Genomic DNA, 24,877 nt, shown 5'->3' on the forward strand with positions numbered 1-24,877 from the left:
ACCTCAGTAATTTATATTTTTAATTTTTCAGGAGTCCCTATGTTGCGTCTATCAAATCTTAGTATTAAGTCAAAGTTGTTTGGTTTGCTGTTTTTACCGGTGTTGGCATTGCTCTATTTTGCAGGATTAACGCTGGCTGAACGCTTAACCATTACTCAGCAAATGCAAAAAATTTCAAATTTGGCCATTGTGGCTCAGGGTATGGGGGATGTCATTCACGAACTGCAAAAAGAACGTGGTATGACCGCAGGGTTCTTGGGTTCAAAAGGCAAAAACTTTGCTCAAGACCTGCCGCAACAGCGCCAGTTAACCGACCAAAAGCGTCAACTACTGGATGAACAACTCAAAAGCTTTAACTTTAAAAACTACGATGCCTTTTTGTTGGAAAACAATCAAAAACTACAAGCTAATCTTCAGCAAATCACCCAACTGCGTAGCAAGGTGGATACACTAAATGCCCAGTTGCCCGAAGTGCTTGGCTTTTACACCCAAACCATTGGTTATGGACTGTCTGCAATTGAAAGCATGCGTCACCTGACTCAAGACGGTGACATCTTAATTCAATTTAGTGCTTATATTAGCCTACTCAAAGCTAAGGAGTTTTCTGGCATAGAGCGAGCGGTACTCACCAATACCTTTGCGGCCGATAAATTTGCGCCTGGTATTTATAATCGGTTCATCACGCTGGTTGCCTCTCAAGAAGTGTTTATTCAAACCTACCAAAGTTTAGCCACGTCAGTCCAACAACAGGCGTTAAACCAAGTATTAGAAAGTGATGCTTCAAAGGCCGTTAATGAGATGCGTCAAAAAGCACACACCCATTTTTATGAAGGTGGCTTTAACACAGATGCCAGTGTTTGGTTTAAAACCATCACTCAAAAAATTGATGGTTTGCGCGAGGTAGAATCACAAGTTTCACACGATATTTTGAATCTTACCTATCAAAAAACGCAAGCCGCTAATGCAGAGTTTTGGGTTTACGCTGTTGCGTTATTAATATTGATAATTTTAGTGATTTTGCTTTCCATGAAAATTATGCAAGGCATTCTCACGCCGGTTAATCACTTAATGAATCTTATGAAACAAGTGCAAGCAACCGGCAATTTTTCGGCCAGAATGCAGATTGTGCAAACAGATGAAATTGGTCAAATGTCCACCGCGTTTAATCAATTGCTCGACAATACTCAGCAAGCCCTACAAGAAGCAAATCGTGTGGTGGGTGCCATTGCTAAAGGCGAGTTTACTCAGCGCTTTAGCAAGCACTTTAACGGAGAATTAGACGCTCTAAAGCAAGGTGTTAATGCCTCAGCCGAATCGGTAGACTTTACCATGCAACAATTGGGCAACGTTATGGATGCGCTAACACAAGGAGATTTTTCGATACAAATGAGCCATCAAGTACCTGGTGCATTCCGAACTCAAGTGCAAACGGCACTGGATTCTATGAAAGGTGTGATTGATGAAATCAATCTTACGATGGAGCACATGGCACGCGGTGATTTTGATGTGACCGTCACCACTCCGGCCAATGGAGACTTGCTCAAGCTTAAAGACAGTGTCAATAAGTCGGTAGGTGCAATAGGGTTTGCCATTAAAGCCATTAGCGATGTAGTACTTGCCCAAGCGCAAGGTAATTTAACGAAAGAGATGGCGCAAGGTTCATTGCACGGTCAGCTACTCAATCTTAAAAATGCCATGAATGATTCGACCCTTAAGGTAAAAGAAGTCGTGGATATGGCGGCTGAAGCCTCAGAGGTGGTCAGTGGTGCGGCGGCAGAAGTATCAAAAGGTTCGGAAGATTTGAGTCACCGTGTTCAAGAACAAGCGGCGGCACTTGAACAAACCAGTGCCACCATGGAGCAAATGAATGCGCAGGTGCAAAGTGCAAGCGACAATGCACAACACGCCAGTCAAATTAGCCAAGAAGTACAGCTGCAAGCTCAGCAAGGAGCTCAAGTTATGCAGCAAACCTTGCAGGCCATGCACGGCATCCAAGATGCCAGTCACAAAATTGTGGACATTGTAGCCTTAATTGACGGAATTGCTTTTCAAACCAATTTATTGGCGCTTAATGCCGCAGTAGAAGCCGCACGAGCAGGAGAACATGGGCGTGGCTTTGCGGTGGTGGCAGGCGAAGTACGCAATTTGGCCGGCAAGTCAGCGGATGCGGCTAAAGACATTAAAAAGTTAATTGACGTAACCGCGCAAAGAGTTGAGCAAGGTGCTGCATTGGCCGCACAATCAGGTCAAGTTTTACAGCAAATTAACACCTCTATAAACAGCGTCACAGACATGATTGCCGACATTGCTAAAACCTCGGCCGAACAAGCTCAGGGCATAGGTCAAGTGCATCAAGCCATCATGCAAATTGATGTCGTTACCCAGCATAATGCCGCCTTGGTTGAAGAGACCAGTGCCGCTTCTGAAAGCCTAAGCGAGCAGGCTGAAAAGTTGCAGACTGAAATTAGTTTCTTTAATACTGGGCGTAAGGCAAATCAGGTAAAAATGTTAACCAGAAAGTCGCCAGTAAAAGCAAACGATTATCAGGTTCAGGTTAAATTACCCATCAAGAAATTGGGTCAAAGTACACCGGTCAAACTGAATAACAAGGCCGCAAACACAGAGTCTGAGTGGGATGATTTTTAAGTAAAAATGCAGAATTGCTTAGGATAAAAAGGCTGCCAACTTATTTGATAAGTTACCAGGCCTGGTTAGGTTTATATGTTAAGGGATCAAGCCCCTAATACGTCAATTGCACCCAGTTGCGCCGCGCTAAACTAATAACACTCTGCAACATTCGCAACGCAAAAAAAGGCATCGAAAGATGCCTTTTTGTTAACTGTTTAAATGTAATTTAAACGTGCTTAAACCTAAGGTTAAGGCGCTTTTTTATCATTTATAGTTTTATCGTCTGAATGGGTCGGTAAAGCAATTTGAAGGCTGTCTACTAAAGTACCCATGCCGTTAAGGATGCGATATTGCGCCACTTGATAATCGGCGTTGCTGGTGGTTAAGCTACGCTGTGCAGTGATGTATTCGTCTTCGGTGTTAAGCAAGTCTAACAAAGAACGACGCCCTAAATTAAACTGCTTGCGATAACCTTCCAAGGTTTCTTTAGTTAAAGCCACTTGTTGATTAATATAGTCCAATTGAATATTGGTGTAGTTTTTAGCGTCCCACGCATAACGTAGATTTTCAACCGTTTGACGGCTGGTGTTATTGCGAATTTCGGCGGCCTGTTGAATGCCCGCAGCGGTTCTGGCGCGGTTAGCGCTGTCTTTACCACCGTTATAAAGGTTGTAACGCATGCGTATCATCGCTTGCAGGTTTTCGTTTTTGCCTTCTACGCCACCAATGTTGTTGTCAAAGGTTTTTTGCACTTCTAAATCCACTCGTGGATAGTATGCGGCGCGTGCTGAATCGTGCTGAGCTTGGGCTTGCGCAATATCCGAGTTGGCCGAGCGTAAGGTTGGGTGATTTAGCATCGCGCTATTGGTGGCTTCTTCAACCGAGTTAGGAAAGGTAAACGTTAATGTCGGTTTGACTAAATCGCTGTCGGGCAGACGGCCTAAAATACGTTGAAAACGGTTTAAGGCATCGTTGTAATTATTTTGTTGTGCCGCCAAGTTGGTTTGAGCTAACGCCAAACGCGCTTTAGCTTGATCCACTTCAACCTGGTTGCCAATGCCGGCGTCACTGCGCTGAGTAATTTGATCAACAATGCGTTGATGGGTATCGCGACTTTCTTCGGTTAAACGCACCAAATCTTGTTCTTTTTGCAAATTAATAAACGCCTGCGCCATGTCTAATGCAATTTGATTGGCCACCGCGTCAGCCGAATGCGCCGCCGCTTCTAAACGCGCTTCTTGACGCTTAATTTCGTTTTCGGTTCTGAAGCCTTCAAACAGGTTTTGGGTGGCTCTAATAGAGCTTTCGCTGCGTGTTAAGCTGGTGCTTGAATTGCGGGTATCTATCTCTTCGAGGCCCGTGCCCATCCCCAAATCAATAGTGGGCAGCCAACTGCCTTTTGCGCCTTGCACTTCGGCTTCAATGCTTTTGTAAATGGCCAGTTGTGCGCGGTATTCAGGATTGTTAACAATGGCGTCTTCAATGGTTGGCACCAGTTCAATGGCTTGAGCCGAACCCCAGGTTAAACTTAATGCCAAAACCAGCGTGCTTAATGCCGGTTTGGCTTGATTAAAAGAGTTAAAAGTTTTCATGATATTTTGTCCTATAAGTTGATACGCGGTTTTAAGTAAAAAAGCGTTTAACACAGAAATATAAAAATTAGTTATTTAGGCGGATAAGCTTTGCCAGTTTTTTACTTTTAAAGCCAACGCCAATCTGTCTTTGACATTTAGTTTTTCAAATGTGTTGTGTAAGTGCGATTTAACCGTGCGTTCGGTAATGTTTAAACGTTCGGCTATCGCACGGTTGGGTAGACTTTCTAAAACAAGTTTTACCACTTCAAACTCACGCTCTGTGAGTAGTGTTCGCCAGTCATCGTTGACCGTTACCGCTGAACCAACCGATTGAATCATGGCCGTCATAATAGATTGACCTAACCAAACATTGCCAGTCATGATGGTTGTCATGGCTTGCTTAATGCGGTCAGGAGTTGAAAAGGTGTTGAGATAACCTTTAATACCATTTTTAAACAGCGCCAAGCCTTCTTCGTTGCTGGGCAGGTTGCTAAAGACCAGCACGTCAAATCCATGTTTTACCAAGTGTCCAATGTCATGAACAGTGGCGTGTTCAGAAAGTTGCACCAGCAAGATACAACTTTGGGCAATAAAACGTTTTTCTAATTCATGTAGGTCGTACAACACTTTTACTTCTTGGCTGTCAGTAGCCTCAAGCCAATTCTTTAAAGCATTCGGGTCTTGAACAAAAATTAGGGACTGTTTCATTGAGAAACCTTTTGATTTTAATCGGGCTTTTGAATATTTTTTAAAAAAATTTAGTCATTGTATATCTTATTATCAGTATCAAGACTTACGTTCTTATTGGACAAGGTGTTGTAAGCAATAATTACTTTAAACCTATAATAAAACACTTATAAAGTATCTAAAGTTGCCGTAGACTTTATTTTAGGCATTCTAAATAAAAAAGTACGGCTAATAAAACCTAAATAAAGCAAATGGCTTGTTTTTTTATTTATCTGCCAATTAGTTTTTTTTATGACTTGCGTGGCTGTTACGACTCTCGCAATGCCAAATCGCGTGCCTTAATAATGGGTTTAAGTAAGTAATCCAATACGGTGTGCTTGCCCACTAAAATGTCCACACTTGAGGTCATACCGGGCATTAAATACAAAGGTGTTTTTGGCGTGCCAAGGTGGTTACGGTTAGTTTTAATGTACGCTAAATAAAAGCTATTGCCTTCTTCATCGGTAATGGTGTCGGCCGATATGCGCTGTACTGTGCCGTCAAGTCCACCATAAATGGCAAAATCGTAGGCGGTAAATTTTACTTTTGCGACCAGGCCTGGGTAAATAAAACCAATGTCGGCCGGAAGAATTTTGGTTTCAAGTACCAGTGAGTCGTCTTCGGGTACAATTTCGACCATATTGCTGCCCGGCTGAACTACTCCACCAATGGTGTTAACAAACATTTGTTTAATAATGCCGTTAACGGGCGATAGCACTTCGGTGCGACGCACGCGATCGGCCAGCGCTAATTTTGATTTTTCAATTTGGGTGATTTCAGCCAGGACTTCGTTAAGCTCGGCCTGGGCTTCGTTCATAAACACTTCTTTGGCCTCGGTGCGCTTAGATTCCGATTCGGTAATAATGGATTGCAGTCTGGGAATTGAAAAACGAATACTCTGCAGATTAGATTGTGCATCGTTTTCTTCGCGTTGCAGTTTTAGCATGTCCACTTCGGAGGCGATGCCCTGTTTTACCAGGGGTTGCATTAAGTTAATCTCTTTGGTTAAGAGATTGAGTGAGCGTCCAAGTTGCGAAAGCTGACTTTGCGCGTCTTTTAGCTCGAGTTTCTTTTGGGCAACTTGTTCAATTAAGATGGATTCATTGGTGGTAAATTGCTTTTGACGACCTTGATAAAGCTGATATTCACGGTCGTATAATGATTGAATGACCGGGCTTTTATTCTCTTTGGTCACCATAAAAGGTTTGTCAAACGCCTCAGCGGTTAAACGTTGCGAACGTGCTATGAGCTGGGCTTCTTTGATTTGACTTTCGCCAAATGAGCTTGCAAACAGCGTGTTGTCCAGCTTTAGCAGTGTTTGACCTTGGGTTACTTTATCGCCCGAGCGCACAAACAACGCCTCTACAATTCCGCCTTCCAGGTTTTGAATAATCTGAATTTGCGATGAGGGCACTACTTTGCCCTCACCTCGTACCATTTTGTCGAGTTCGGCAAAGCTAGCCCAGACAATGAGCCAAACCACCACCAATAAAATAACCCACACCAGTAATTGCGATTTAACGGTGGGTTTTTCAAGCGCGGCTTGGCTTAAGCTAGACATGTAGGCAATGTCTTGCTCAATAATTTTAGCCTTATGAGGTGCGGCTATTGGGCTTTCGGAATGACCGAGTGTAGGTGTGTTTTGACTCATAGATTACCCATTTTTATTGATTCGTCCTGTTTTTAATGCCTCAAGCACCGACTGTTTAGGGCCGTCGGCAATGACTTTGCCGTTGTCCATCACCAATAATCGTTCGGTCAGTTGCAGTAAACTCATTTTGTGGGTAACCACTAATGTGGTGTTTTTTATAGTGTTTTTTCGAATGCGGTCAATCATCAATTGTTCTGACTTGGCATCCATGGCGTTAGTGGGTTCGTCAAACAGATAAATGGCGCTGTCTAATAAGAGCGCGCGTGCCACGCCAATGCTTTGACGCTGTCCACCCGATAACGATTTGCCGCCTTCCGAGATTTTTAAACTGTAACCCGATGGGTGCAGTTTTATAAAGTCGTCAACACCGGCCAAACGGGCGGCTTTTAAGATAACGCTGTCTTCTACGTAAGGGGCGCGATAAGCAATGTTTTCACGCACATCGCCGCTAAACAAGGTCACGTCTTGCGGCACGTAGTTAATGTTGCGCCGCAATTCGGCTGGGTCAAGCTGGGTGATGTCGATGCCGTCAATTAAAATGGAACCCGAAGACGGTGGGTAAAATCCTAAAATGAGCTTTTCAAGGGTGGATTTACCTGAGCCAATACGACCAATAACGCCGACTTTTTCGCCGGCTTTAATAATAAAACTTACGTTGTTTAAAGCCGGTTTGGTTTCGCCTGGGTAGGTAAAGCTGACGTTGTTAAATTCAATGTGGCCGTCAAATCGTGGGTGCTGAATAAAGTGTTTGCTTTGCGGGCGTTCAACCTCTTTTTTCATGAGCTCATTTAAGCTGTTTAAAGCGGTTTTGGTTTGCTGGTAACTGGAGGTTAAGCTGGCAAATTGACCCATAGGGCCTATGGCGCGTTGGCTTAACATCACCACAGCAATAAGCCCGCCCATGGTTAAATTGCCTTCTTTAATGTAGTACACACCGGCCAAAACAATCACCACGGTGCTAATTTGTTGCATAAAACCGGTCATTCGTCCAATCGAGCTTTGCAACATTTTAGACTTTAAACTGGCGCGCGCTATTTCGCCTACCGCTTGCTCCCATTTCCACTGGGCACGCGCCTCAACCCCTAACGATTTAATGGTTTCCATAGCGGTAAGGGTTTCGATGAGTATGGCGTTCTTTTGGCTGTTGGCCTCGTAAGAGGCTTCAATACTGCGTTGAATAGGGCCTTTGAGCAATAGACTGTAAATAAGAATGAGCGCAATAATAATAATTGGCACCAACACAATGCTGCCGGCGATGTAAAAAATGACCAGTAAAAAAATCAGAGCAAAGGGTAAGTCTACTAAAGACGCAATAGTGCCCGAGGTGAAAAAACTGCGAATGCTGTCAAACTCTTTAAGGTTGTTAGCAAACGCGCCAATCGAGCCACTGCGATTGCTCATGGTTAGACCAAGAGTTTGTTCAAATAATTTGGCCGACATAAGTACGTCGCTTTTTTTGCCGGCAATTTCTAAAAAATACGAGCGCAGATATTTTAATAAAATATCAAACATATACACCACGCTGACACCAATCGCCAACACCCACAACGATTCTATGGCGTTGTTGGGCACAATGCGATCGTAAACGTTCATAACAAACAGTGGGTTGGCTAAAATAAACAGGTTAATAACAATCGAGGCGATGATGACATCGCGGTAGACTGCTTTAGAAGACCATAAAGTGCTCCAAAACCAATGGCCTTCCTCAAAGCCCACTAAGTTCTCTTTTTTACGCTCGTTGTGAAATTGCTGTGTCAGGTAAATTGCAAATCCTAGGTAATCTTCGTTGAGCTTGTCGAGTGTAACTTGGGTTTTGCCTTCGGGTGAGTCGGGCAGAATAATACACGCTGTGCCGTTAGCAAAATCAATTTGCTCAAGTAAGCAGGCCTGGTTGTTTTTAAGCAGCAAAATACACGGTAAGACTAAATTAGAAATATCGCCTAACGCACGTTCTTTGTAAGCGGCCACTAAATTAGCGCGTTCGGCAGCGCGAATAAACATCTCGGGTGCTAAGGTGTCGCCACTTAAGGGTAAACCCGCAATCAACGCCTCTTTTGAGAACGATTGGCGATTAAGTTTGGTGTACAGCACCAAGCAATCTAATAGTGGGCTGGCATACTCGCTAGGCTTGGTGCTTTGCTGAGCGTTTAAAGGCTCGTTGTCCAGTGTGCTGGACGCGGCCGTGTTTTCGTTGTTAGAAGATTCTACGTCTTGCATAGTGGGGTTTGCCTGCTTACCGTGAATGGGTGGGGTTGATGAGTTCATTTAAATATCACACCAACGCCGCAGGTGCGCCGTATAAATAGCCTTGAAAATAGGTGACCCCAAGTTCGGCAAAGGCTTTTTGTTGCGCGGCGTTTTCAATGGCCATGGCAATGACGGTAATTTCTAAGCGGTCGGCTAGTTCGCACAGACTTAAAATATAACTGCGTGTTTGCTCATCGGTTTCAACTACTTTACTGAATGCCGCGTCCAATTTAACGTAGTTGGGGCGCAGGTCTTGTAAATAACGCATATTGGTTAGGTGACTGCCAAAATTATCTAATCCAAACGGTACGTTTAAGCGACTCAGCTCTTGTAAAAAAGGCCAAGCTAAGGCTTTGTCTTCGGTGACTAAGCGTTCGGGCATTTCAAACGACAGCATGCGTGCCGCACTCCCCGCTTGGTTTAACGTGGTAATGAGCCAGCTTTTAAGGACAGAATCGGTTAGAAGAGCTTTAGACAAGTTAATGGATAGCGTAGAAGAATCACCATGGGTGGATAGGTGTTGTAAAGCAAGTTGCACCACCAGTTTGTCAATGTGAGCCGTTTTATGCAGTTGTTCTACCGCAGGCATAAAATAGCTGGCCGAACGAGTTGTGCCATCAAAGTCTTGAAGACGCACAAACAGTTCTTTGTAATGCAAACCAAAAGCTTGGTCGTATGCGCCTTGTTGAAACAGTAAAAAACGTTTTTGTTCAAACGCATCGGTTAAACGACTTTCCCAGCTGTGCAACGCATTATGCTCGTCTTGCGGGTCAATCTGCGCGTTACGATTGTAATAAAAACTTTGATTTTTACCCAGTTGGTTCGCCTGGTTAATGGCAAAGTCTAAATTGCCTAATAACGAACCACGTTGTTCACCAGGTCGGTAATCTAAATAGGCCACCGAAATACTGGTGCTTGCTCCTTCAGCAGACATATTTTTTAACAGTTGAGAAAATTCTTGACTCATGGCCAGCGCAGCCGCTTCAATTTGGCCGGAGCGCTTACCAGGCAATACCGCAATGAGTTCAGAGCCATTTAAACGCGCAAATAAACTGTTGTTGTTTGCCCATTGGGTTTGCATAGTGCGCGCTAAAGATTTCATAAGCGCATCGCCAATTAAATAACCAAATTGTTCGTTAAACTCTTTAAGCTCATGCACTCTAATAACGCCCATCATTCCAGGAACATTTTCATCGTTAGGATCTAGCAGGGTGTCTACCAGCATCTCAAAATGTTGGCGATTGCTCAATTGGGTTACGCTGTCTTGGTAGGCAAGTTTTTGTAAGCGTTCGGCGCTGTTGGCATCACGCTCAAAGATGGTTTTTAGTTTATGCACCATGGCGTTCATGGCACCCACTACTTGTCTAAATTCGATGGTATTGGGCAGATTGTCTTGCAATAAATATTCTTTTTTAACGATGGCTTCAGCTTGTTTTTCGATGTCTTTTAACGGCTTTAACAGAATTTTAAGCGCGTAAATCACCACTAAAATAGCGATAACCGCCGCGATAAAAAACCACAACAATAAATTGGTGGCCGTTTTCCAAAGCTCTGCATAGGCGTAGCCGGTGTGGCTGGTTACTGTTAACGTTCCGGTGGGCATCCAGCCTGACTGAATCACCGCCTCGGCAGACGGCGCGATAAGGGTAATATTGTTAATAAACCAGTTGGGTACTTGCGCCATTTCTTGAGTGTTTTCGCGGTGATACAGTGGGGCGTTGTCCATGTCTTTTAACGTGATGTGAGCGTAATAGCCGCGGTCAAAAATGGCATTAACCATGGTTTCCATGCTTGACAAGTCGCTGGGGTCGCTAATAGAACTAAGCGATAAACCCAGTGACGTTGCGGTGTCTTGCGCGTGCGAGCTGAGCTGATTTTGCAAAAAGTTTTTGGTATGGCTTAGGTGTAAGCCAAAGGTACCCAGCAGCAAAATAATGAGCATTGAGGCGATAAAAATAATCATCTGTTTGTTTAAGCTCATGCCTTTAGTCCTTGTGTAGCCATATTTAGGGTGGTGTGAGTGCTTTTAATGAAACATTTGCACGTGTGGGTATCTAAAATTTTCATGATTATCATGGTTGCGATGTTTCCAGCTTTTTTAGCAAGTTGTTCCATTGCGTAAGTTTAGAGGTTCCGCTAGAAACCGACTGGCCTTTGCCACGCTCTTTGGCCAACCATAAGCCGTCACCGTTAAAACTGTACACCGGCAACAAATCTTTACGTTGCGTGGCCGGAAAAATTTTGCTGTTTAAGTTGTCTAAAACCAGCGGTATTGATTTTGGGTTTTCAAAGTACGTTAAAACCATATGCGCTTGGTTGAGTTTAACGGCTTTAACGTAGGTTAAATACAACTTAGATTCGGCTACGCCAAGGGCTTTTAAGGTAAAGTATTTGGCGATTACATAATCTTCACAATCGCCCGCATCGGTGGCTAAAAACTCCACCGGGGTAGCCCAGTAGTCTTTGATGCCCCAGTGATCTATGTCCGAAATAAAACGCACATCGTTAAAAAATCGTTTACGTTTTTAAGTTTTTCCGCTTCAGGCAGCGATAAGTTATCGTTGACTAAAGCTTGCCAAGCCTCGAGCCGTTTGCCGGCCCAGGCTCCGTGTTTTTGAGTTGTTTTTTGAATTTGTTTAGCGCTGACCACACTGGGCGCTTGACTGGCTGTGACCCAAGAAAGTCCCAAAAAGCACAGCAAAAACCAACCGATTAGACCCCGGCTACTCGGCCATAATACGGCCGTAAAATAATGAGCCAACGAACGAGCTAACATACCGTTAGGACGTTTATGCTGGCTAAAAACATTTTGGTAGGGCTGATAATCATGGTTGATTGTTTCATTATTAAGCGAGATTAAGAGAGTCAAGCGGCATTAAAATGCCATCAGCGTGGTTTGGATTATAAGGTAAAAGTTTCATTAGGGTATTTAAATCATGCTTAAACACCGCCAGTCACTAAGGCGGCTTACTAGTGTATGAGCCGATTTAAAAATGTAAAGTTCCATAAGAAAATACTCATATTGGGCATGAAAAAGTGATTTTTTTACAGCGCCTTAATTACAGCGCGCTAAGTAAGGCTTGGGTAAGTTGCGCGTCGCTCAGCGTGATGGGATTGCCCAACATACTGCCACTGCGACACGCGGCCAACACTGGGGCAAGGTTGTCGGCACGTAAGCCATAATGGGCTAAACCTTGTGGAGTATAGCGTTGTGCGTACTCATTTAAGGTGTTGACCAGGCCTGGTGAATCAAATAGCTGTTCAATTTGCTGGTATTTAGCCAAGATGGTTTTATGTTGTGGGTCGGTGGACTGCTGCAAGCTTTGCAGGTTAAGTGCGGTAATGGGCGATAGCAGTCTGGCGCACACCAGTCCGTGCGGGGCATCAAAAAATGCCCCAATAGGCCCGGCCAAACCGTGCACCGCGCCCAAGCCGCCGTTGGCAAGCGTCGTGCCCGACAGCGAAGCCGCCAACATTAAACGCCCGTAACCCTGTTGCTGTTGCTCGGCATGCTCACTGTCAATGGCCTCAAACGCGCCTTTAAACAGCATCATGCCTTGCCAGGCTAAGGCGTCGGTAATGGGGTTGGCTTTAAGCGTGGTATACGATTCCAACAATTGGGTGAACGCGTCCATGCCCGTGGCGTACAAAATGTCTTTGGGGCAGGTAATAAGCAGTTCGGGGTCAAGCCAGGCTTCTTTGGCCAGCAGTTTGTCATCACGAAACGACTTTTTAAACGCACCCAATCGCGATAAAACCGCATTTTTGGTGGTTTCGCTGCCCGTGCCAGCGGTGGTGGGCAGCGCGATAAACGGGCAGGTGTTTACCTCAAAGGCTTTGCCCGCACCCACGCCTTCTAAATAATCCATTACCGAGGTTTGACTGGGAATTAATCCAGCAACCGCTTTGGCGGCATCCAGCACACTGCCGCCGCCCAACCCTATTACCAAGTCGGCATGGGGCGAGCATTGCTTAACAATGGTATCCACGGTTTCGGGCGATGGCTCACCGCTTAAACTTAATAGAGTGACTTGTCCGCCTAAGTTTTGTAAATCGTCTGTTAGGGTATGACCAAATTGACCCGGTTGGGCTAAAAACCCGCTGCAAATAAGCACCACTTTTTGACCGTACAAATGCACAACGTGTTGAGCCAAGTTGTGGCGAACTCCCCAGCCAAAACGCACTTGGGGCATGCTGGCAAAGACAAAGGGTGCGATGGCGGATGAATTGTGCTGGCTGTGCATCGTGTTCCTTTTGGGTATTTAAGTTTTTTTAAGGCTTTTTAAGCATCGATTTCAAATTAGACAAATGGGCGTTGCCGGTTTCGAGTTGTTCTTCTTTGCTAATCACCACGCCGGGTTTGCCTTCCCATTTTAAAATCTCTTGCGGCAGTTCTTCAATAAACCGGCTGGGGTCGCAGCTCATGTCTTCGCCGTATTTGCGGCGTTTGGAGGCGTAGGTCATGGTTAAGGTTTTTTGGGCGCGGGTGATGCCCACGTACGCCAAGCGACGTTCTTCCTCCAGGCCTGGTGATTCCATGTTTTGTTTGTGGGGCAGCAGTTCTTCTTCCATGCCAATTAAAAACACATGCGGAAACTCCAAGCCTTTGCTGGCGTGCAAGGTCATTAGGCTGACCATGTCGTGCTCTTTTTCGGACTCATTGCGTTCCATCATGTCCATTAAGGTCATGTGAGTCACAATCGATTTAAGTTTTTTGTCCTCACCGTCTTCTTCTAACGCCTTTTTAATAATGCGCTCAATCCACAGGGTTAAATCGCGCACGTTGCCAATGCGTTTTTCGGCCGTTTTTGGACTGCTGGCGTTTTCGTGAATCCAATTATCGTACTCAATGGTTTCAATTAACTGGCGTACAAAGGCGGTGACTTCTTCGCCGCTGGCGTGGTCAGCGGCTTGTATCCAATTTAACAGCTGTTGGCCAAAGTGCTGCACGCGGCTTAAGGCTTTGTCGGACAATACCGAGGTAATGCCAAACTCTTGCGTGGCGTCAAACAAACTAATGTCGCGACCGGTAGCGTAAGTGGCGAGTTTTTCGAGTGTGCCCGCACCAATCTCTCGGCGAGGGGTGTTTACAATGCGCAAAAACGCCGCGTCGTCGTCGGGGTTAACCACCAGTTTTAAATAACTCATAACGTCTTTTATTTCGGCGTGGTCAAAAAACGATTTACCGCCCGAGATCACATACGGAATGTTCTGTTCGCGCAAAGCGCGTTCCATTAACCTGGCCTGGTGATTGCCGCGATACAAAATGGCGTAGTCTTTGTTTTTGGTGCGATGTTTAAATTTATGCACAATAATTTCGGACACCACGCGTTCGGCTTCTTGATTTTCGTTGGCGCAGGCAATCACCCGCAAAAGGTCGCCTTCGCCCATGTCGCTCCACAGGGCTTTTTCGAATAAATGCGGATTATTGGCAATCAGTTGGTTGGCCGACTTTAAGATGCGGTTGCTCGAGCGGTAGTTTTGCTCAAGTTTAATGAGTTTTAACGCCGGATAATCGCTTTGCAACAACGCCAAGTTTTCGGGTTGCGCGCCACGCCAGGCGTAAATGGATTGATCATCGTCGCCCACCACGGTAAAACGGCCACGAATGCCCACCAACTGTTTTACCAACGCATATTGCGCGGCGTTGGTGTCTTGGTATTCGTCTACCAATAAGTAACGCACTTTATTTTGCCATTTGTCCAAAATGGCAGGGTGTTCACTAAACAGTTTAACGGGTAAGCCAATTAAGTCGTCAAAGTCCACTGCGTTGTAGGCTTTTAACTGCTTTTGGTACGCGCCGTACAGCAACGCGCGCGCCTGTTCTTGCGCATCTTGCGCTTGTTCTAATGCCGTTTGCGGGCTAATGTGTTGGTTTTTCCAGCCCGAAATCTGCCATTGCACACCGTCCAACACTTCGGGGTCGAGGGCTTGCTTAAACATCAACTCTTTTAAAATTTGGCCACTGTCGGCCGCATCCATAATCGAAAAACTCGGCTTATAGCCCAGCGCTTGATACTCTTGGCGAATAATATTAAGCCCCAAGTTATGAAAGGTCGAAACGTTTAAGCCTTTGCTGTTTTCGTCTTTTAACAGTTTGGTCACACGCTCTTTCATCTCGCGCGCCGACTTGTTAGTAAAAGTCAGCGCGTAAATGTTGTGCGCTTTTACCTCGCATTGGCGAATTAAATAGGCAATTTTCTCGGTAATTACCCGCGTCTTACCCGAACCCGCGCCGGCTAACACCAAAGCAGGGGTGTCAATGTGTTTAACGGCTTCACGTTGGCGGTCATTTAAACTGTGCATGGCTCATCTTTGGGGGCTTAAAAAGGTACAATATGATAATTCAAAACCAACCCAATTATATGGGAACTTGCATATTGGAGCTTGCCGCTGTGGCCACCATTGACGAACTTAAAAAAGACCTACTCATTCAAACCCAACTCATGGGCAAACCGCTTAAATTTGCCACCACCTGGGGCATTTTTAGCCCAAGAGAGATCGATTCGGGCACCGATCTGTTTTTAAAATACCTAGACATTAACGACGACGAAGTGGTGCTAGACATCGGTTGTGGGTACGGCCCTTTAGGATTAGCGATTGCCGCCAACGCGCCCAACGGTCAAGTACACATGGTTGATAAAGACTTTGTCGCGGTCGATTACGCCAATAAAAATGCCCAGCTCAATCACCTGCCCAACGCCAAAGCCTATTTGTCTAACGGACTAAGCGCCGTGCCAAAAGAGCTGCAATTTACCACCGTAGTGTCCAATGTACCCGCCAAAGTAGGCAAAGAGATGTTAGCGATTTTATTACACGATGTGCATCGCCAACTCGCCCCAGGTGGACAATTTGTGGTGGTCACCATTAACGGCCTACGCGACTACATGAAACGTAACTTTATTGAAGTCTTTGGCAACTACGACAAAGTAAAACAAGGCAAAGACTACACCATTTCACGCTGTGTAAAGCCTATGAGTACAGGAAAATAATTTATGCAAATCGGTCGAAATGAGCCGTGCCCTTGTGGGAGCGGCAAAAAATATAAGCGCTGCTGTATGAGCATGGCTGAACAACAACATTTTGAGGTGATGGATGATTTGTCTCATATTATGGCCTGCCACCCAGATATGAGCATAGATGAGTTAAATATTGTGGCTCAACACAAAGTAAATAAGCTGAATAATCGTCCGATGGAGCATTTTTTTGGCCTAACACCCGCCCAAATGACTAACTGGTTATATGCGCCTTTGGACACCTTAACAGGGGTTTCAATTAACACGCCCGATGATGTGACTGCCAGCCCTGTTATGCGGTGTTTAGAGATTATTCTTGAAGAGGCAATGGCACAAGGCGGTTCGTTTAAAGCCACCGCCAAAGGCAATTTACCCACAAAACTGGTTGCAAGAGCGAGCGCATTACGACTAGAGTTGTTGATTAATAAATCCAGTACAAATATCAGCATTAGTGAATACGCTGGAAGCAACGAGGATAAATTTAATGCCCTGCATTACAGTCGGGTTTTGGCGCAACTATCTGGAATAATCTATTTAAGAGCCGGTCGGTTTCACGTTAAAAAGAGGCACAAAAACGCTTTAATCAAAAAGGGCTTCAAGCGTTCTTTTTGCCCATGTTAGAGGCAGCCGTCAAAGACTATAACTGGGGGTATTTTGATGGTTGGCCAGATGACATTAATGTGCGAACTTTTTGGTTATTTATGCTTTGGCGAATAAAGCAGCATGGTTCTGAAAACAAGCTTATCGAAGAGTTTAAAATCGCGTTCCCCGATTTTGTTTTAGAGATGCAAAATAAAAGTGATTACCTTACCCCAGAAGAGCATTTAGCCTCAATCATCGCCTCTCGTTTTGTGCGTCGTTTTTTAGAGTTTTGGGGCTTTGCTGTGCAAGCATCAGACCGGTTATTTAAAAGCCCAGGGGACATCGCTCAAGTGAATGTGTTGCCACTTTTTGATCAAGTTTTTCAATTTAATTTTGATGAATAGATGGTTGAGATTGCGCTATGTATACCTTGAAAATTTAAGGAATCTTCATGGGTAATTTAAGTCAGCGAGCCTCACCAACTCAAGCAAGATTTAATACAGACGCTATTAAACGAAAAAAGACGCTTGAAAAGTCTGCGTTCCAGGGAGCGAGTCATGCCAGTTGAATTAAGCTTAGAACACCTGCGCAGTTTATTGAGGGAGTTGTGCCATCTCTCAGCTGAAACCGAATGGGTGGAGTTTAAGCACAATGCCGATATTTTAATGATTGGGGAGTATATCTCGGCGTTAGCCAACTCGGCCGCATTATTGGGTAAGCAGAGTGCCTATTTGGTTTATGGGGTGGATGATGCGAATCACCAAGTGATTGGCACGGCATTTAAGCCGTCGGTTGAAAAATATAAACAGCAAGAAGTCGAAAACTGGTTGTTGCAAAAACTATCGCCCAAGATTCATTTTCGTTTTTATGAGTTTTATGCCGGTGAACACGACGATTTACCGGTTGTGATTCTCGAGATTCAGCCTGCTACTCATAACCCTGTGCAGTTTGATGGCATTGAGTATATTCGTATAGGTTCATATAAAAAGAAGCTAAAAGAGTTTCCTGAAAAAGAGCGCGCCTTATGGCGAGTGTTCGATAAAACCCCGTTTGAACAGCAGTTTGCGGCCTTGAATGTAAGCGCAGATGAGGTATTAAAACTGTTGGAATATCCAGCTTATTTTGATTTAACAGGCCTGCCATTACCGGATAACCGAGCAGGTATCTTGAGCGCATTAAAAGTGGAGCGTTTGATTAAAGAAGTGCAGGGCGGTTTTTGGCATATTACCAATTTGGGTGCGATTTTGTTCGCCAAAAAACTGCAAAACTTTGAGCATTTGGGGCGTAAAGCGGTGCGCTTGGTGCAGTATAAGGAAAATAGTCGTATAGAAACTGTGCGCGAGTTTGAGGGCAATAAGGGCTATGCGGTTGGGTTTGAAGGGTTGATGGATTATTTAAAAACCCTGTTGCCATCAAATGAGGAAATTGGCCGAGCGTTTCGTAAAGAGGTGCCAATGTATCCTGAGTTGGCAATTCGTGAGTTGGTGGCAAATGCCATTATTCATCAAGATTTTTCGATTAGTGGTACAGGCCCGATGATTGAGGTTTTTGAATCACGCATGGAGATTACAAATCCTGGCGTGCCGTTAGTCGCCGTTGAGCGCTTTTTGGATTCGCCACCGCAAAGCCGAAATGAAGCTCTGGCTTCGTTTATGCGCCGTATTAAGATTTGTGAAGAGCGTGGCTCGGGTATTGATAAGGTCGTGTTTCAGACCGAGTTGTATCAACTGCCCGCACCCGTGTTTGAAGTAACCGATAAACACACGCGCAGCATTTTGTTTAGCTATAAAGTCTTTGCAGAAATGAACAAGGAAGAACGAATACACGCGTGTTATTTACACTGCTGTTTGCGTTATGTGAATCGTGAGCCGATGAATAACGGCTCATTACGCCAGAGGTTTGGTATTGAACAAAAAAACCAAGCGCAGGCGAGCCGAATAATTAGGGATGCGATGGAGGCTAAACTTTTAAAGCCTTTCGATCCTGATGTGGGAACAAAAGCCATGCGTTACATTCCTTGGTGGGCTTAATTTGCTTGATGGTTGCTTGATTGGAATTACATTTTTTAATGTTTTTCTGTTGGAGTTATAGTTTAACATATTGAATTTAAAGTAATTAATTTGCTTGATCGTTGCTTGATTGGTCATTGCAGTAGATGAATAAAATCCGTTCTAAAACAACCCTGTCTAAATAACAAAGTCGACCAATGTCCTGTCACACGCCCTGTCACCAGGCTCTAATATCGACATAAAAATCCCATAAAAACACCTTACCAGGCCTGGTTACACTGTTTTAAAAATATTTGGCTTTGTGCAGGCGTTTATTAAGTTCGTCTGCGCAAAATAGGCTGGGGTTATACAGTTGTATTTGTAAATCGTGCTCTAGGTGTGGGGGCATTTCTTGATTTTTTTCAAGCGCGGCCACAATGTCGTTTAACGCCCAAACGCCGCCTATGTCTTCTAATGCGCCAGCGCGCTTACCTGTTATGCAATTAACCAGTGATTTAAGCGTGCTTATGGGTGTTTCAATGGTTTGAATCGACTCTAAAACAATGTTTAGCTCCCAGCCATCGCCAAAATCGTATTCATATAGCAGTTTGTCTTTGGGTTTGTGCAACACATCTCTAAGCAATACGCCGGCTTCATCGTGGGTTTCGTATTGATTAAAATCGTCGTTTTCAATCTGTTCTTTTGATTCGTAATGCACTTTACCCACTGAAAAAGAGTGTAAATGACTGTCGTTCCAATCGAAGCAGATTTGTATTATTTGATGTACAAGCGAAAGCGGGCAGCTGTCTACTATTTGTAAACGGCGCCAAACAATGGGTTTGCTCTCTTTTAAAGTAACTTTAAGCGTGTAAAACTGTTGCGCTAACTCTATAACCTGTCGGGTGTTTTTAATAAGCGTTTTAGGCGCTGGAAAATCAACCACATTAGAAAATGGCGTTGGTTTAATAGGTTGGGTTTTTTTAGTGGCTTGGGTCGATTGGGTGGGTTTTTCGCGGTTAAGCTGGGTTAGCGGGGCTACCGTCGCGACTTCATTAAGCGAGTGGGTGAGGTCAACGGGGTTTTCACCATTAAGCTTAAACACAAGGGTATCGGCCATTATTTTTTGTAATTCACCTAGGCGTTTTGCCGATTTAATGCCTGGATGACGCGCCCGCAGGTCGGCGTTATTTAAAAACTCAAAATGCATTAAACCGTTGTTTTGTAACTCATTAATAATATCAAGCTGGGTAGAAGTGATGTCGTCGCTGGATGACATTAGCAGGTTTATATCGGGCAGTTTGGGTTTATGGGCGTGTTTTAGAAGCATATCTTTAATCGCCATTTGAGCCCCAAGCTGTACAAAAAATTCAGCTTGCAAATGTTCTTCTTGAGCCTCGTTTAAATATTCATCCAGCGCTTCGGTTGTTTGCCAAAGTTTGGTGTTGGGATTTTGTTCTAACGCATTGTGCGCTTGCATTTTTTTGCCATGTTTAAAAACGTGCTGTATAACTTGTTGATATTCATCTTCTTCTGGCAACATTAAGTCGCTGACATTATTGATTTTTTGCAGCTGCTTTTGCGCTAAGGCCAGCAGTTCAACTAAACGAATATATTGAATGTTTGATAGGTTTAATAGCATTTTTTGGGTCTACATTAATGTTAAAACCCTATTTTAGCGGATGTTATAGTGGATGTGTAGGCCGGCTTTAAGGTCTAAATAAGCCACACACAAAAAGCCCTTAACCAGACTGACCAGGCCTGGTTAAGGGCTTTTTGTTTTATACGCCCGCTATGGCTGTATAGGTGGGTTTAGATATGGATTTAATTTAAGCGTTTAAGCGCGCCACTTTGTGGACGAAAAAAGGCCATGTCTTGTGAGAGTTGCCCGGCCACTTCGGTCATGCTTTCGGCGGCGGCGGTGGTTTCTTCAACCAAGGCGGCGTTTTGCTGAGTGACCGAATCCATTTGGGTAATGGCGGTGTGTACTTGGCTTATGCCCAGTGCTTGCTCATGCGACCCAGCGGCAATTTGCTGCATTCGTTGTGAGGTGTCTTTAATGTTTAAATTAATCTCGTTGAGCATGCGCCCCGATTCGTCGGCTAAACGTGTTCCTTGGGTTATTTTGGCGACACTTTCGTCAATTAGGGTTTTAATGTTACGCGCCGCATCGGCTGATTTTTGAGCAAGCGAGCGTACTTCGCCGGCCACTACTGCAAAGCCACGACCTTGTTCTCCGGCACGTGCCGCTTCTACTGCTGCGTTAAGCGCCAATAGATTGGTTTGAAACGCAATGGAGTCAATTAAGGTCACAATGTCGGCAATTTGATGGCTGGATTGCTCAATGCTGTTCATGGCGGTAATGGTGTCGTTCATTACTTTTGCACCGGTTTGGGCTTTGCTTTCAACGCCCTGCATGACTTGGCTGACTTCTTGAATGTTTTGCGTGCCGCTTTGTAAACTGGCGTTCATTTGTTCCATGGTGGCCGAGGTTTCTTCAAGCGCAGCCGCTTGTTGTTGCACGCGCTCGTTTAGGTCTTGCGCGCCTTGCGACACTTCTTGTGCGCTGTTTTGCACCTGTTGTGCCGATACAATGGCGTTGTTGACTACTTCAAGTAAGCGATCGTTGCTGTTGTTTAACGCGTTTTGCAAAATTTGCAATTGGCCATTAAACGGCGTGTCAATCCGAGGGGTTAAATCACCGCTGGCTTGAGCTTGTAACACGCGACTGATTTCACTGATGGCCAGAGCTAAACTGTCTAAAGAGGCGTTCATGCTGTCTTTTAACTGACCTAATTGCCCAGGTGCATTCACGTTTACGCGTGAGGCAAAATCGCCTTGTTGCATTTTTTGCATCACAGCGGTGATGTTATGAACCACGTCGTTTAACATGCTAAACGCGCCGTTAACTTGATTGCGGAACGCTTCTGGAACTTGATCGCTCATTTTAAGATTAAGCGCACCGTGACTGAGTCCGTCCATAACCTTGCCCAGTTCATCCATCATAAACGCGACACTTTTGGCACTGCCGTTAATACCTTCTTTAAGCTCGTTTAAGTCGCCTACATAAGTACCTTGCATGCGTTTTTGATAGTTGTTTTGGGCAATGGCTTGCACCACTTGGTTGGCTTCTTGCAAGGCTTGATGCGTTTGCCCAAACAGGTGGTTTAACGCTTGGCTCATTTGGCCGACTTCGTCGTTGCGCTGACTCACCAATTGTTTGTTTAACGTGCCTTGGGTAGACATGCTATTAATGGCGTCTTTCATGGTGTTTAAAGGACGTTTAACCAATTGTTGCAACGAAACAAATAACACCAGCAGCAGCAGCGCAATCAAACCTGTTATAACTAGGCCTACCTGCATAAAAATGCTGTCAATGTGGGCAAACTGTTCGTCTAGCACGCTTAGGTTATAGCCCACAACGTGGTACGCAATCACTTCATTTTGGGCGTTGGTAATGGGGTAGACATCGGCACGGGTTTGATTGGTTTGAATCATTCCTGCGTCCACCAATGCGTCTACGTCAAATTGTTTTAACCAATCTTGTGAGGGTTTTCTAAATTGAGTGTTATGAGCAATGTGATATTTGCCGTATTGGGTATTTTCAGCGCCTTTCTTAAAGGTTTTTAACGCCAAATCGTTGACTAAAATAACGTGAAAGTAGTTGCGAACCAGCATGTCATCGTTAATGTTGCCAAAGCCCGAGCGAAACTCTAACGCGCCAATACGCTTGCCGTCTTTTTCAACCCCAGCAAACGAACCAATTACAATGCCGCCGCTGGACAAGTCAACCGCCGAATGAGTGGTTTTTTTGCCGGCTAAAATATCGCTTACACCACCACGATAGGTGGCGTCTTTACCACGCCCTGAATCGGGCTCTTTGGCGTAAGTGCGCATTAAAAATTTACCTTCGCTGTCTACTAATAAAAAGGTGATGTTTTTAAACGCAGTGTCTTGCTTGTATTTGTCGGCGACTTGAGCAAAACGGTCGCGTAAGCTGGCGTGGTCTTTATTGTCAAAGTCTTTAATGATGCCGGGTAAATTTACAAAACTCACCGCACCTAATTCGCCAATGCGCATTGATTGATCTATGCGATGTTCAAGAGTGCTGTGCGCTTGACGCGTTTCGTTAGCAATGGCACTTGTTACCATAGATTCACGAACAAAAAACATGACGATGGTGGCACCAATCAGCACTAGAGCGGCGGTAATTAAAATGCGATTAATCACCGCTGTGGATAAGGATGTAGGTTTCATTAAAGACTCCAAAAGAGATAATTTGAAACATTCCACAAATGGATGCAAGGTCAAAAAGGGTTAAAATCTTCCTACTTTTGAGGGCGCTCTAAGAGTGCTTTTGTTGGGCGGTAACGCGTAAATAGCAGGCTATTCACAGTGTTTACTGCCTCAGTTAGGTAAGTTTTTGTCCTTTTTTATTGCGCCCATTCGCGCAAGAGTTTCATACATGCACGACGCTAAAAATTGGGTTTGCAAGTGGTTTGCAAACAGTATGCATAAAGCCGTCAAAATAATCATAAACGCTAAAATTTAATCGTCTGTCGCGATTTTTATAAAGTGAAATTTTTGCACCAGTAAGGTCAACTAAAATTAAGCCAATAGCGCTTAAGAGCACTTAAGCGTTAACCCTTTTAGCCTTACATCCCATCGTGCATTGTTTTCATTTAGCATAAATTAACAGAGAATGTGTTGATGCATTTAAGTTTTTACACAAATTTTGTTTATTTTTGTTTGGTTATATTTTGGCTAAACAAGTATTTAACAGGGTTAACAGTGCTTTACTTAGGTTTTGAAGAGTATTTTACGACTTTTTTAAGTGCTTTTGCGTTTTCATTAGGCTTGTTTAAACGCTACAATGGCAAATCTGTTTTTTTACTTTTTTGGAGTAGTGTATGAGTCCGTTAATTAAGCCGACATTTTGGTTGGTTTTTACTGTGTTTTTTAGTTTGTTTTCAATTTCTCAGGCCGCACACGCTAAGCGTTTGGGCGGTGGCAGCAGTTACGGTTATTCAAAATCAGTTCCCGACAAGTCGTTTAACACCGCGCCCAAATCAACCCCTGCGGCACCGGCTAAGCCTGCGGCTGCAGGTGCGGCTTCGGCAGCGGCCAAACCTGCTTCGGGTGCATCACGTTGGTTAGGGCCTTTGGCGGGCTTGGCGGCGGGTGGATTATTGGCGGCCATGATATTTGGCGACGGCTTTGAAGGCATGCAAATTATGGACATTTTAATGTTCGTATTATTGGGTGTGGCGGTGTTTATGATTATTAGACGCTTAAGAGCCAATCGCGCCCAGAGTGCTGAACAACCGGCGTATGCTCACTCGGCACCCTCATCACCGTCGTCCTCTCAAAACGAACGTGCTGAAAGTGCACAAGAAATTCCCGTGGTACACACGCGTCAAGCGGCCGAACATACGCCTTACGACCCTAATCAAAGTGGTTCGATGATTGGCTCGGCGTTGGGCGAAGGGTTAAGCGAGCAAGCCACGTATTTAATGGCCGATGCGGCACCCGCTTGGTTTGATGCGTCATCGTTTGCAGAAGGGGCTAAGAGTCATTTTGTTACCTTGCAAGCGGCTTGGGATGCGGTAGACTTGGCTCAAGTAGAATCGTATTGCACCCCCGAACTGTTTGCCGCGTTGCAAGTTGAAATGCAAGGCATGCAGCCAGGTGAAAATGTGACCGTAATTGATACGTTATACGCCGACATTGCTGATATGGCGATGGACGGTGAGTATTTTATTGTCAGCATTCGTTTTACTGGGTTTATTCAAGAAGACGCAGCGGTGGGCGCACACGCGTTTAACGAAGTATGGCATATTCGTCGTCTGTCTAATAACGAAGGCAACTGGCAGGTGGCTGGTATTCAGCAGACTCATTAATTTGCGGATTTTTAAACGCTAAAAGCGAGATTAATATGCAACGATGGTTAAGTAAGAAAACAGTTTTTAACCTGCTAACGCTGGGCTTAATAAGCAGCTTTTTGTTGCTGGGTGCTTGTTCAAAAGCCCCGGTGACGTTAACCAGTGCTCAAATTGTAGGCAGCTTGGATAAAGGTTCGGGTAACTTTGACCGCGTCTTGCAAATTTGCTTTAAAGAGCCGTTAAAAAGTGACTACTTTCATAAGGTGGTCATTATCACTAAAGAAGATGTAAAAATTACGGGTGAAGGCATGTTGCGCCCACTTGCGTCAGATCCTGATAACAAGTGTCACTTGCGTAACGTGTACTTGTACATTCATAAAGATTCGCCCGTAGATGCCCGTCAACTTATTAAAGATTATGTGGTGCCAGGTAATGTGCGCCAAGTGTTGGTTCAGGTTTTAATGATAAACCTGTTGGCAAAGAGTTGCCGATTGCCGAAAAAGTCTTTAACGATTTGTAAAAGTATAGTTAGCTTTTAGTTTTAGTTTTTATCTGTTTGACCAGGCCTGGTAGCTTTACCAGGCTT

The 24,877-nt window shown here is 44.6% G+C and carries 18 protein-coding genes; 7 read left to right on the forward strand and 11 right to left on the reverse strand.

Translation table 11 applies throughout. The annotated features are described in order from the left end of the window. Positions 1–39 precede the first annotated feature (39 nt). A complete protein-coding gene (locus EP181_RS01105) occupies positions 40–2,646 on the forward strand; it encodes a methyl-accepting chemotaxis protein (RefSeq protein WP_127470024.1) in 2,607 nt (868 codons plus the stop codon). Between the two features lie 230 nt (positions 2,647–2,876). Here the strand turns inward: EP181_RS01105 and EP181_RS01110 are convergent, their stop codons facing one another. The 9 genes from EP181_RS01110 to rep form a co-directional block, all read right to left on the reverse strand. Next, positions 2,877–4,220 (reverse strand): TolC family outer membrane protein, encoded by a 1,344-nt coding sequence (locus tag EP181_RS01110; protein WP_127470025.1) that lies wholly within the window; start codon positions 4,218–4,220, stop codon positions 2,877–2,879. 75 nt (positions 4,221–4,295) lie between these two features. Beyond that, a complete protein-coding gene (locus EP181_RS01115) occupies positions 4,296–4,910 on the reverse strand; it encodes a response regulator transcription factor (RefSeq protein ID WP_127470026.1) in 615 nt (204 codons plus the stop codon). A 286-nt stretch (positions 4,911–5,196) separates the two neighbouring features. Then, complete coding sequence (locus EP181_RS01120; RefSeq protein WP_232023467.1) at positions 5,197–6,579, reverse strand: HlyD family type I secretion periplasmic adaptor subunit; 1,383 nt, start codon at positions 6,577–6,579, stop codon at positions 5,197–5,199. A 3-nt stretch (positions 6,580–6,582) separates the two neighbouring features. Further along, the gene (locus EP181_RS01125) at positions 6,583–8,844 is read right to left on the reverse strand and encodes a type I secretion system permease/ATPase (RefSeq protein WP_197723383.1); all 2,262 of its coding nucleotides are present in this window, start codon (positions 8,842–8,844) and stop codon (positions 6,583–6,585) included. Positions 8,845–8,851: 7 nt separating this feature from the next. After that, positions 8,852–10,807 carry a bifunctional diguanylate cyclase/phosphodiesterase gene (locus EP181_RS01130; RefSeq protein ID WP_127470027.1) on the reverse strand — a complete coding sequence of 652 codons (1,956 nt, stop codon included), beginning with the start codon at positions 10,805–10,807 and terminating at the stop codon, positions 8,852–8,854. A 91-nt stretch (positions 10,808–10,898) separates the two neighbouring features. Further along, the gene (locus tag EP181_RS12140) at positions 10,899–11,327 is read right to left on the reverse strand and encodes a transglutaminase-like cysteine peptidase (protein ID WP_232023468.1); all 429 of its coding nucleotides are present in this window, start codon (positions 11,325–11,327) and stop codon (positions 10,899–10,901) included. After that, positions 11,306–11,695 carry a hypothetical protein gene (locus EP181_RS12145; protein ID WP_232023469.1) on the reverse strand — a complete coding sequence of 130 codons (390 nt, stop codon included), beginning with the start codon at positions 11,693–11,695 and terminating at the stop codon, positions 11,306–11,308. Before EP181_RS12145 ends, EP181_RS12140 begins: the two co-directional genes overlap by 22 nt. A 190-nt stretch (positions 11,696–11,885) precedes the next feature. Then, the gene (locus EP181_RS01140; protein WP_127470028.1) at positions 11,886–13,070 is read right to left on the reverse strand and encodes an iron-containing alcohol dehydrogenase; all 1,185 of its coding nucleotides are present in this window, start codon (positions 13,068–13,070) and stop codon (positions 11,886–11,888) included. Positions 13,071–13,098: 28 nt separating this feature from the next. Then, positions 13,099–15,132 (reverse strand): DNA helicase Rep, encoded by a 2,034-nt coding sequence (rep, locus tag EP181_RS01145; protein ID WP_127470029.1) that lies wholly within the window; start codon positions 15,130–15,132, stop codon positions 13,099–13,101. Positions 15,133–15,221: 89 nt separating this feature from the next. Between rep and EP181_RS01150 the strand changes: the two genes are divergently transcribed. The 4 genes from EP181_RS01150 to EP181_RS01160 all read left to right on the forward strand — a co-directional run bounded on the left by EP181_RS01150 (position 15,222) and on the right by EP181_RS01160 (position 18,454). Further along, positions 15,222–15,818: a class I SAM-dependent methyltransferase gene (locus EP181_RS01150; protein ID WP_127471725.1), complete on the forward strand. Its 597-nt coding sequence runs from the start codon at positions 15,222–15,224 to the stop codon at positions 15,816–15,818. 66 nt (positions 15,819–15,884) lie between these two features. Then, complete coding sequence (locus EP181_RS12155) at positions 15,885–16,463, forward strand: hypothetical protein (protein ID WP_232023595.1); 579 nt, start codon at positions 15,885–15,887, stop codon at positions 16,461–16,463. Further along, entirely contained in the window at positions 16,457–16,828 is a 372-nt protein-coding gene (locus EP181_RS12160) for a hypothetical protein (RefSeq protein ID WP_232023470.1), read from the forward strand. Before EP181_RS12155 ends, EP181_RS12160 begins: the two co-directional genes overlap by 7 nt. Positions 16,829–16,981: 153 nt before the next feature. Beyond that, a complete protein-coding gene (locus tag EP181_RS01160) occupies positions 16,982–18,454 on the forward strand; it encodes an ATP-binding protein (RefSeq protein WP_127470030.1) in 1,473 nt (490 codons plus the stop codon). Positions 18,455–18,716: 262 nt separating this feature from the next. On the opposite strand, the gene EP181_RS01165 is transcribed toward EP181_RS01160, so the two are convergent. Further along, on the reverse strand, positions 18,717–20,051 hold the full coding sequence (locus EP181_RS01165; RefSeq protein ID WP_127470031.1) for a plasmid pRiA4b ORF-3 family protein: 1,335 nt from the start codon (positions 20,049–20,051) through the stop codon (positions 18,717–18,719). 182 nt (positions 20,052–20,233) lie between these two features. Continuing rightward, on the reverse strand, positions 20,234–22,666 hold the full coding sequence (locus tag EP181_RS01170; RefSeq protein WP_127470032.1) for a methyl-accepting chemotaxis protein: 2,433 nt from the start codon (positions 22,664–22,666) through the stop codon (positions 20,234–20,236). A gap of 653 nt (positions 22,667–23,319) precedes the next feature. Between EP181_RS01170 and EP181_RS01175 the strand changes: the two genes are divergently transcribed. Then, entirely contained in the window at positions 23,320–24,309 is a 990-nt protein-coding gene (locus tag EP181_RS01175) for a Tim44 domain-containing protein (RefSeq protein ID WP_127470033.1), read from the forward strand. Between the two features lie 35 nt (positions 24,310–24,344). Next, the gene (locus EP181_RS01180) at positions 24,345–24,830 is read left to right on the forward strand and encodes a hypothetical protein (RefSeq protein ID WP_232023471.1); all 486 of its coding nucleotides are present in this window, start codon (positions 24,345–24,347) and stop codon (positions 24,828–24,830) included. Positions 24,831–24,877: the final 47 nt, after the last annotated feature.

Source organism: Thiomicrorhabdus aquaedulcis, assembly GCF_004001325.1.
Classification (GTDB): Bacteria; Pseudomonadota; Gammaproteobacteria; order Thiomicrospirales; family Thiomicrospiraceae; genus Thiomicrorhabdus; species Thiomicrorhabdus aquaedulcis.

Excerpts from the sequence above, each read along its gene's own strand:
- rep (WP_127470029.1), bottom strand. The coding sequence starts at position 15,132 with ATGCACAGTTTAAATGACCGCCAACGTGAAGCCGTTAAACACATTGAC.
- EP181_RS01110 (WP_127470025.1), bottom strand. The coding sequence starts at position 4,220 with ATGAAAACTTTTAACTCTTTTAATCAAGCCAAACCGGCATTAAGCACG.
- EP181_RS01165 (WP_127470031.1), bottom strand. The coding sequence starts at position 20,051 with ATGCTATTAAACCTATCAAACATTCAATATATTCGTTTAGTTGAACTG.
- EP181_RS01180 (WP_232023471.1), top strand. The coding sequence starts at position 24,345 with ATGCAACGATGGTTAAGTAAGAAAACAGTTTTTAACCTGCTAACGCTG.
- EP181_RS01120 (WP_232023467.1), bottom strand. The coding sequence starts at position 6,579 with ATGAGTCAAAACACACCTACACTCGGTCATTCCGAAAGCCCAATAGCC.
- EP181_RS01125 (WP_197723383.1), bottom strand. The coding sequence starts at position 8,844 with ATGAACTCATCAACCCCACCCATTCACGGTAAGCAGGCAAACCCCACT.
- EP181_RS01140 (WP_127470028.1), bottom strand. The coding sequence starts at position 13,070 with ATGCACAGCCAGCACAATTCATCCGCCATCGCACCCTTTGTCTTTGCC.
- EP181_RS01160 (WP_127470030.1), top strand. The coding sequence starts at position 16,982 with ATGCCAGTTGAATTAAGCTTAGAACACCTGCGCAGTTTATTGAGGGAG.
- EP181_RS01130 (WP_127470027.1), bottom strand. The coding sequence starts at position 10,807 with ATGAGCTTAAACAAACAGATGATTATTTTTATCGCCTCAATGCTCATT.
- EP181_RS01175 (WP_127470033.1), top strand. The coding sequence starts at position 23,320 with ATGAGTCCGTTAATTAAGCCGACATTTTGGTTGGTTTTTACTGTGTTT.
- EP181_RS01105 (WP_127470024.1), top strand. The coding sequence starts at position 40 with ATGTTGCGTCTATCAAATCTTAGTATTAAGTCAAAGTTGTTTGGTTTG.
- EP181_RS01170 (WP_127470032.1), bottom strand. The coding sequence starts at position 22,666 with ATGAAACCTACATCCTTATCCACAGCGGTGATTAATCGCATTTTAATT.
- EP181_RS12155 (WP_232023595.1), top strand. The coding sequence starts at position 15,885 with ATGAGCATGGCTGAACAACAACATTTTGAGGTGATGGATGATTTGTCT.
- EP181_RS01115 (WP_127470026.1), bottom strand. The coding sequence starts at position 4,910 with ATGAAACAGTCCCTAATTTTTGTTCAAGACCCGAATGCTTTAAAGAAT.
- EP181_RS12160 (WP_232023470.1), top strand. The coding sequence starts at position 16,457 with ATGTTAGAGGCAGCCGTCAAAGACTATAACTGGGGGTATTTTGATGGT.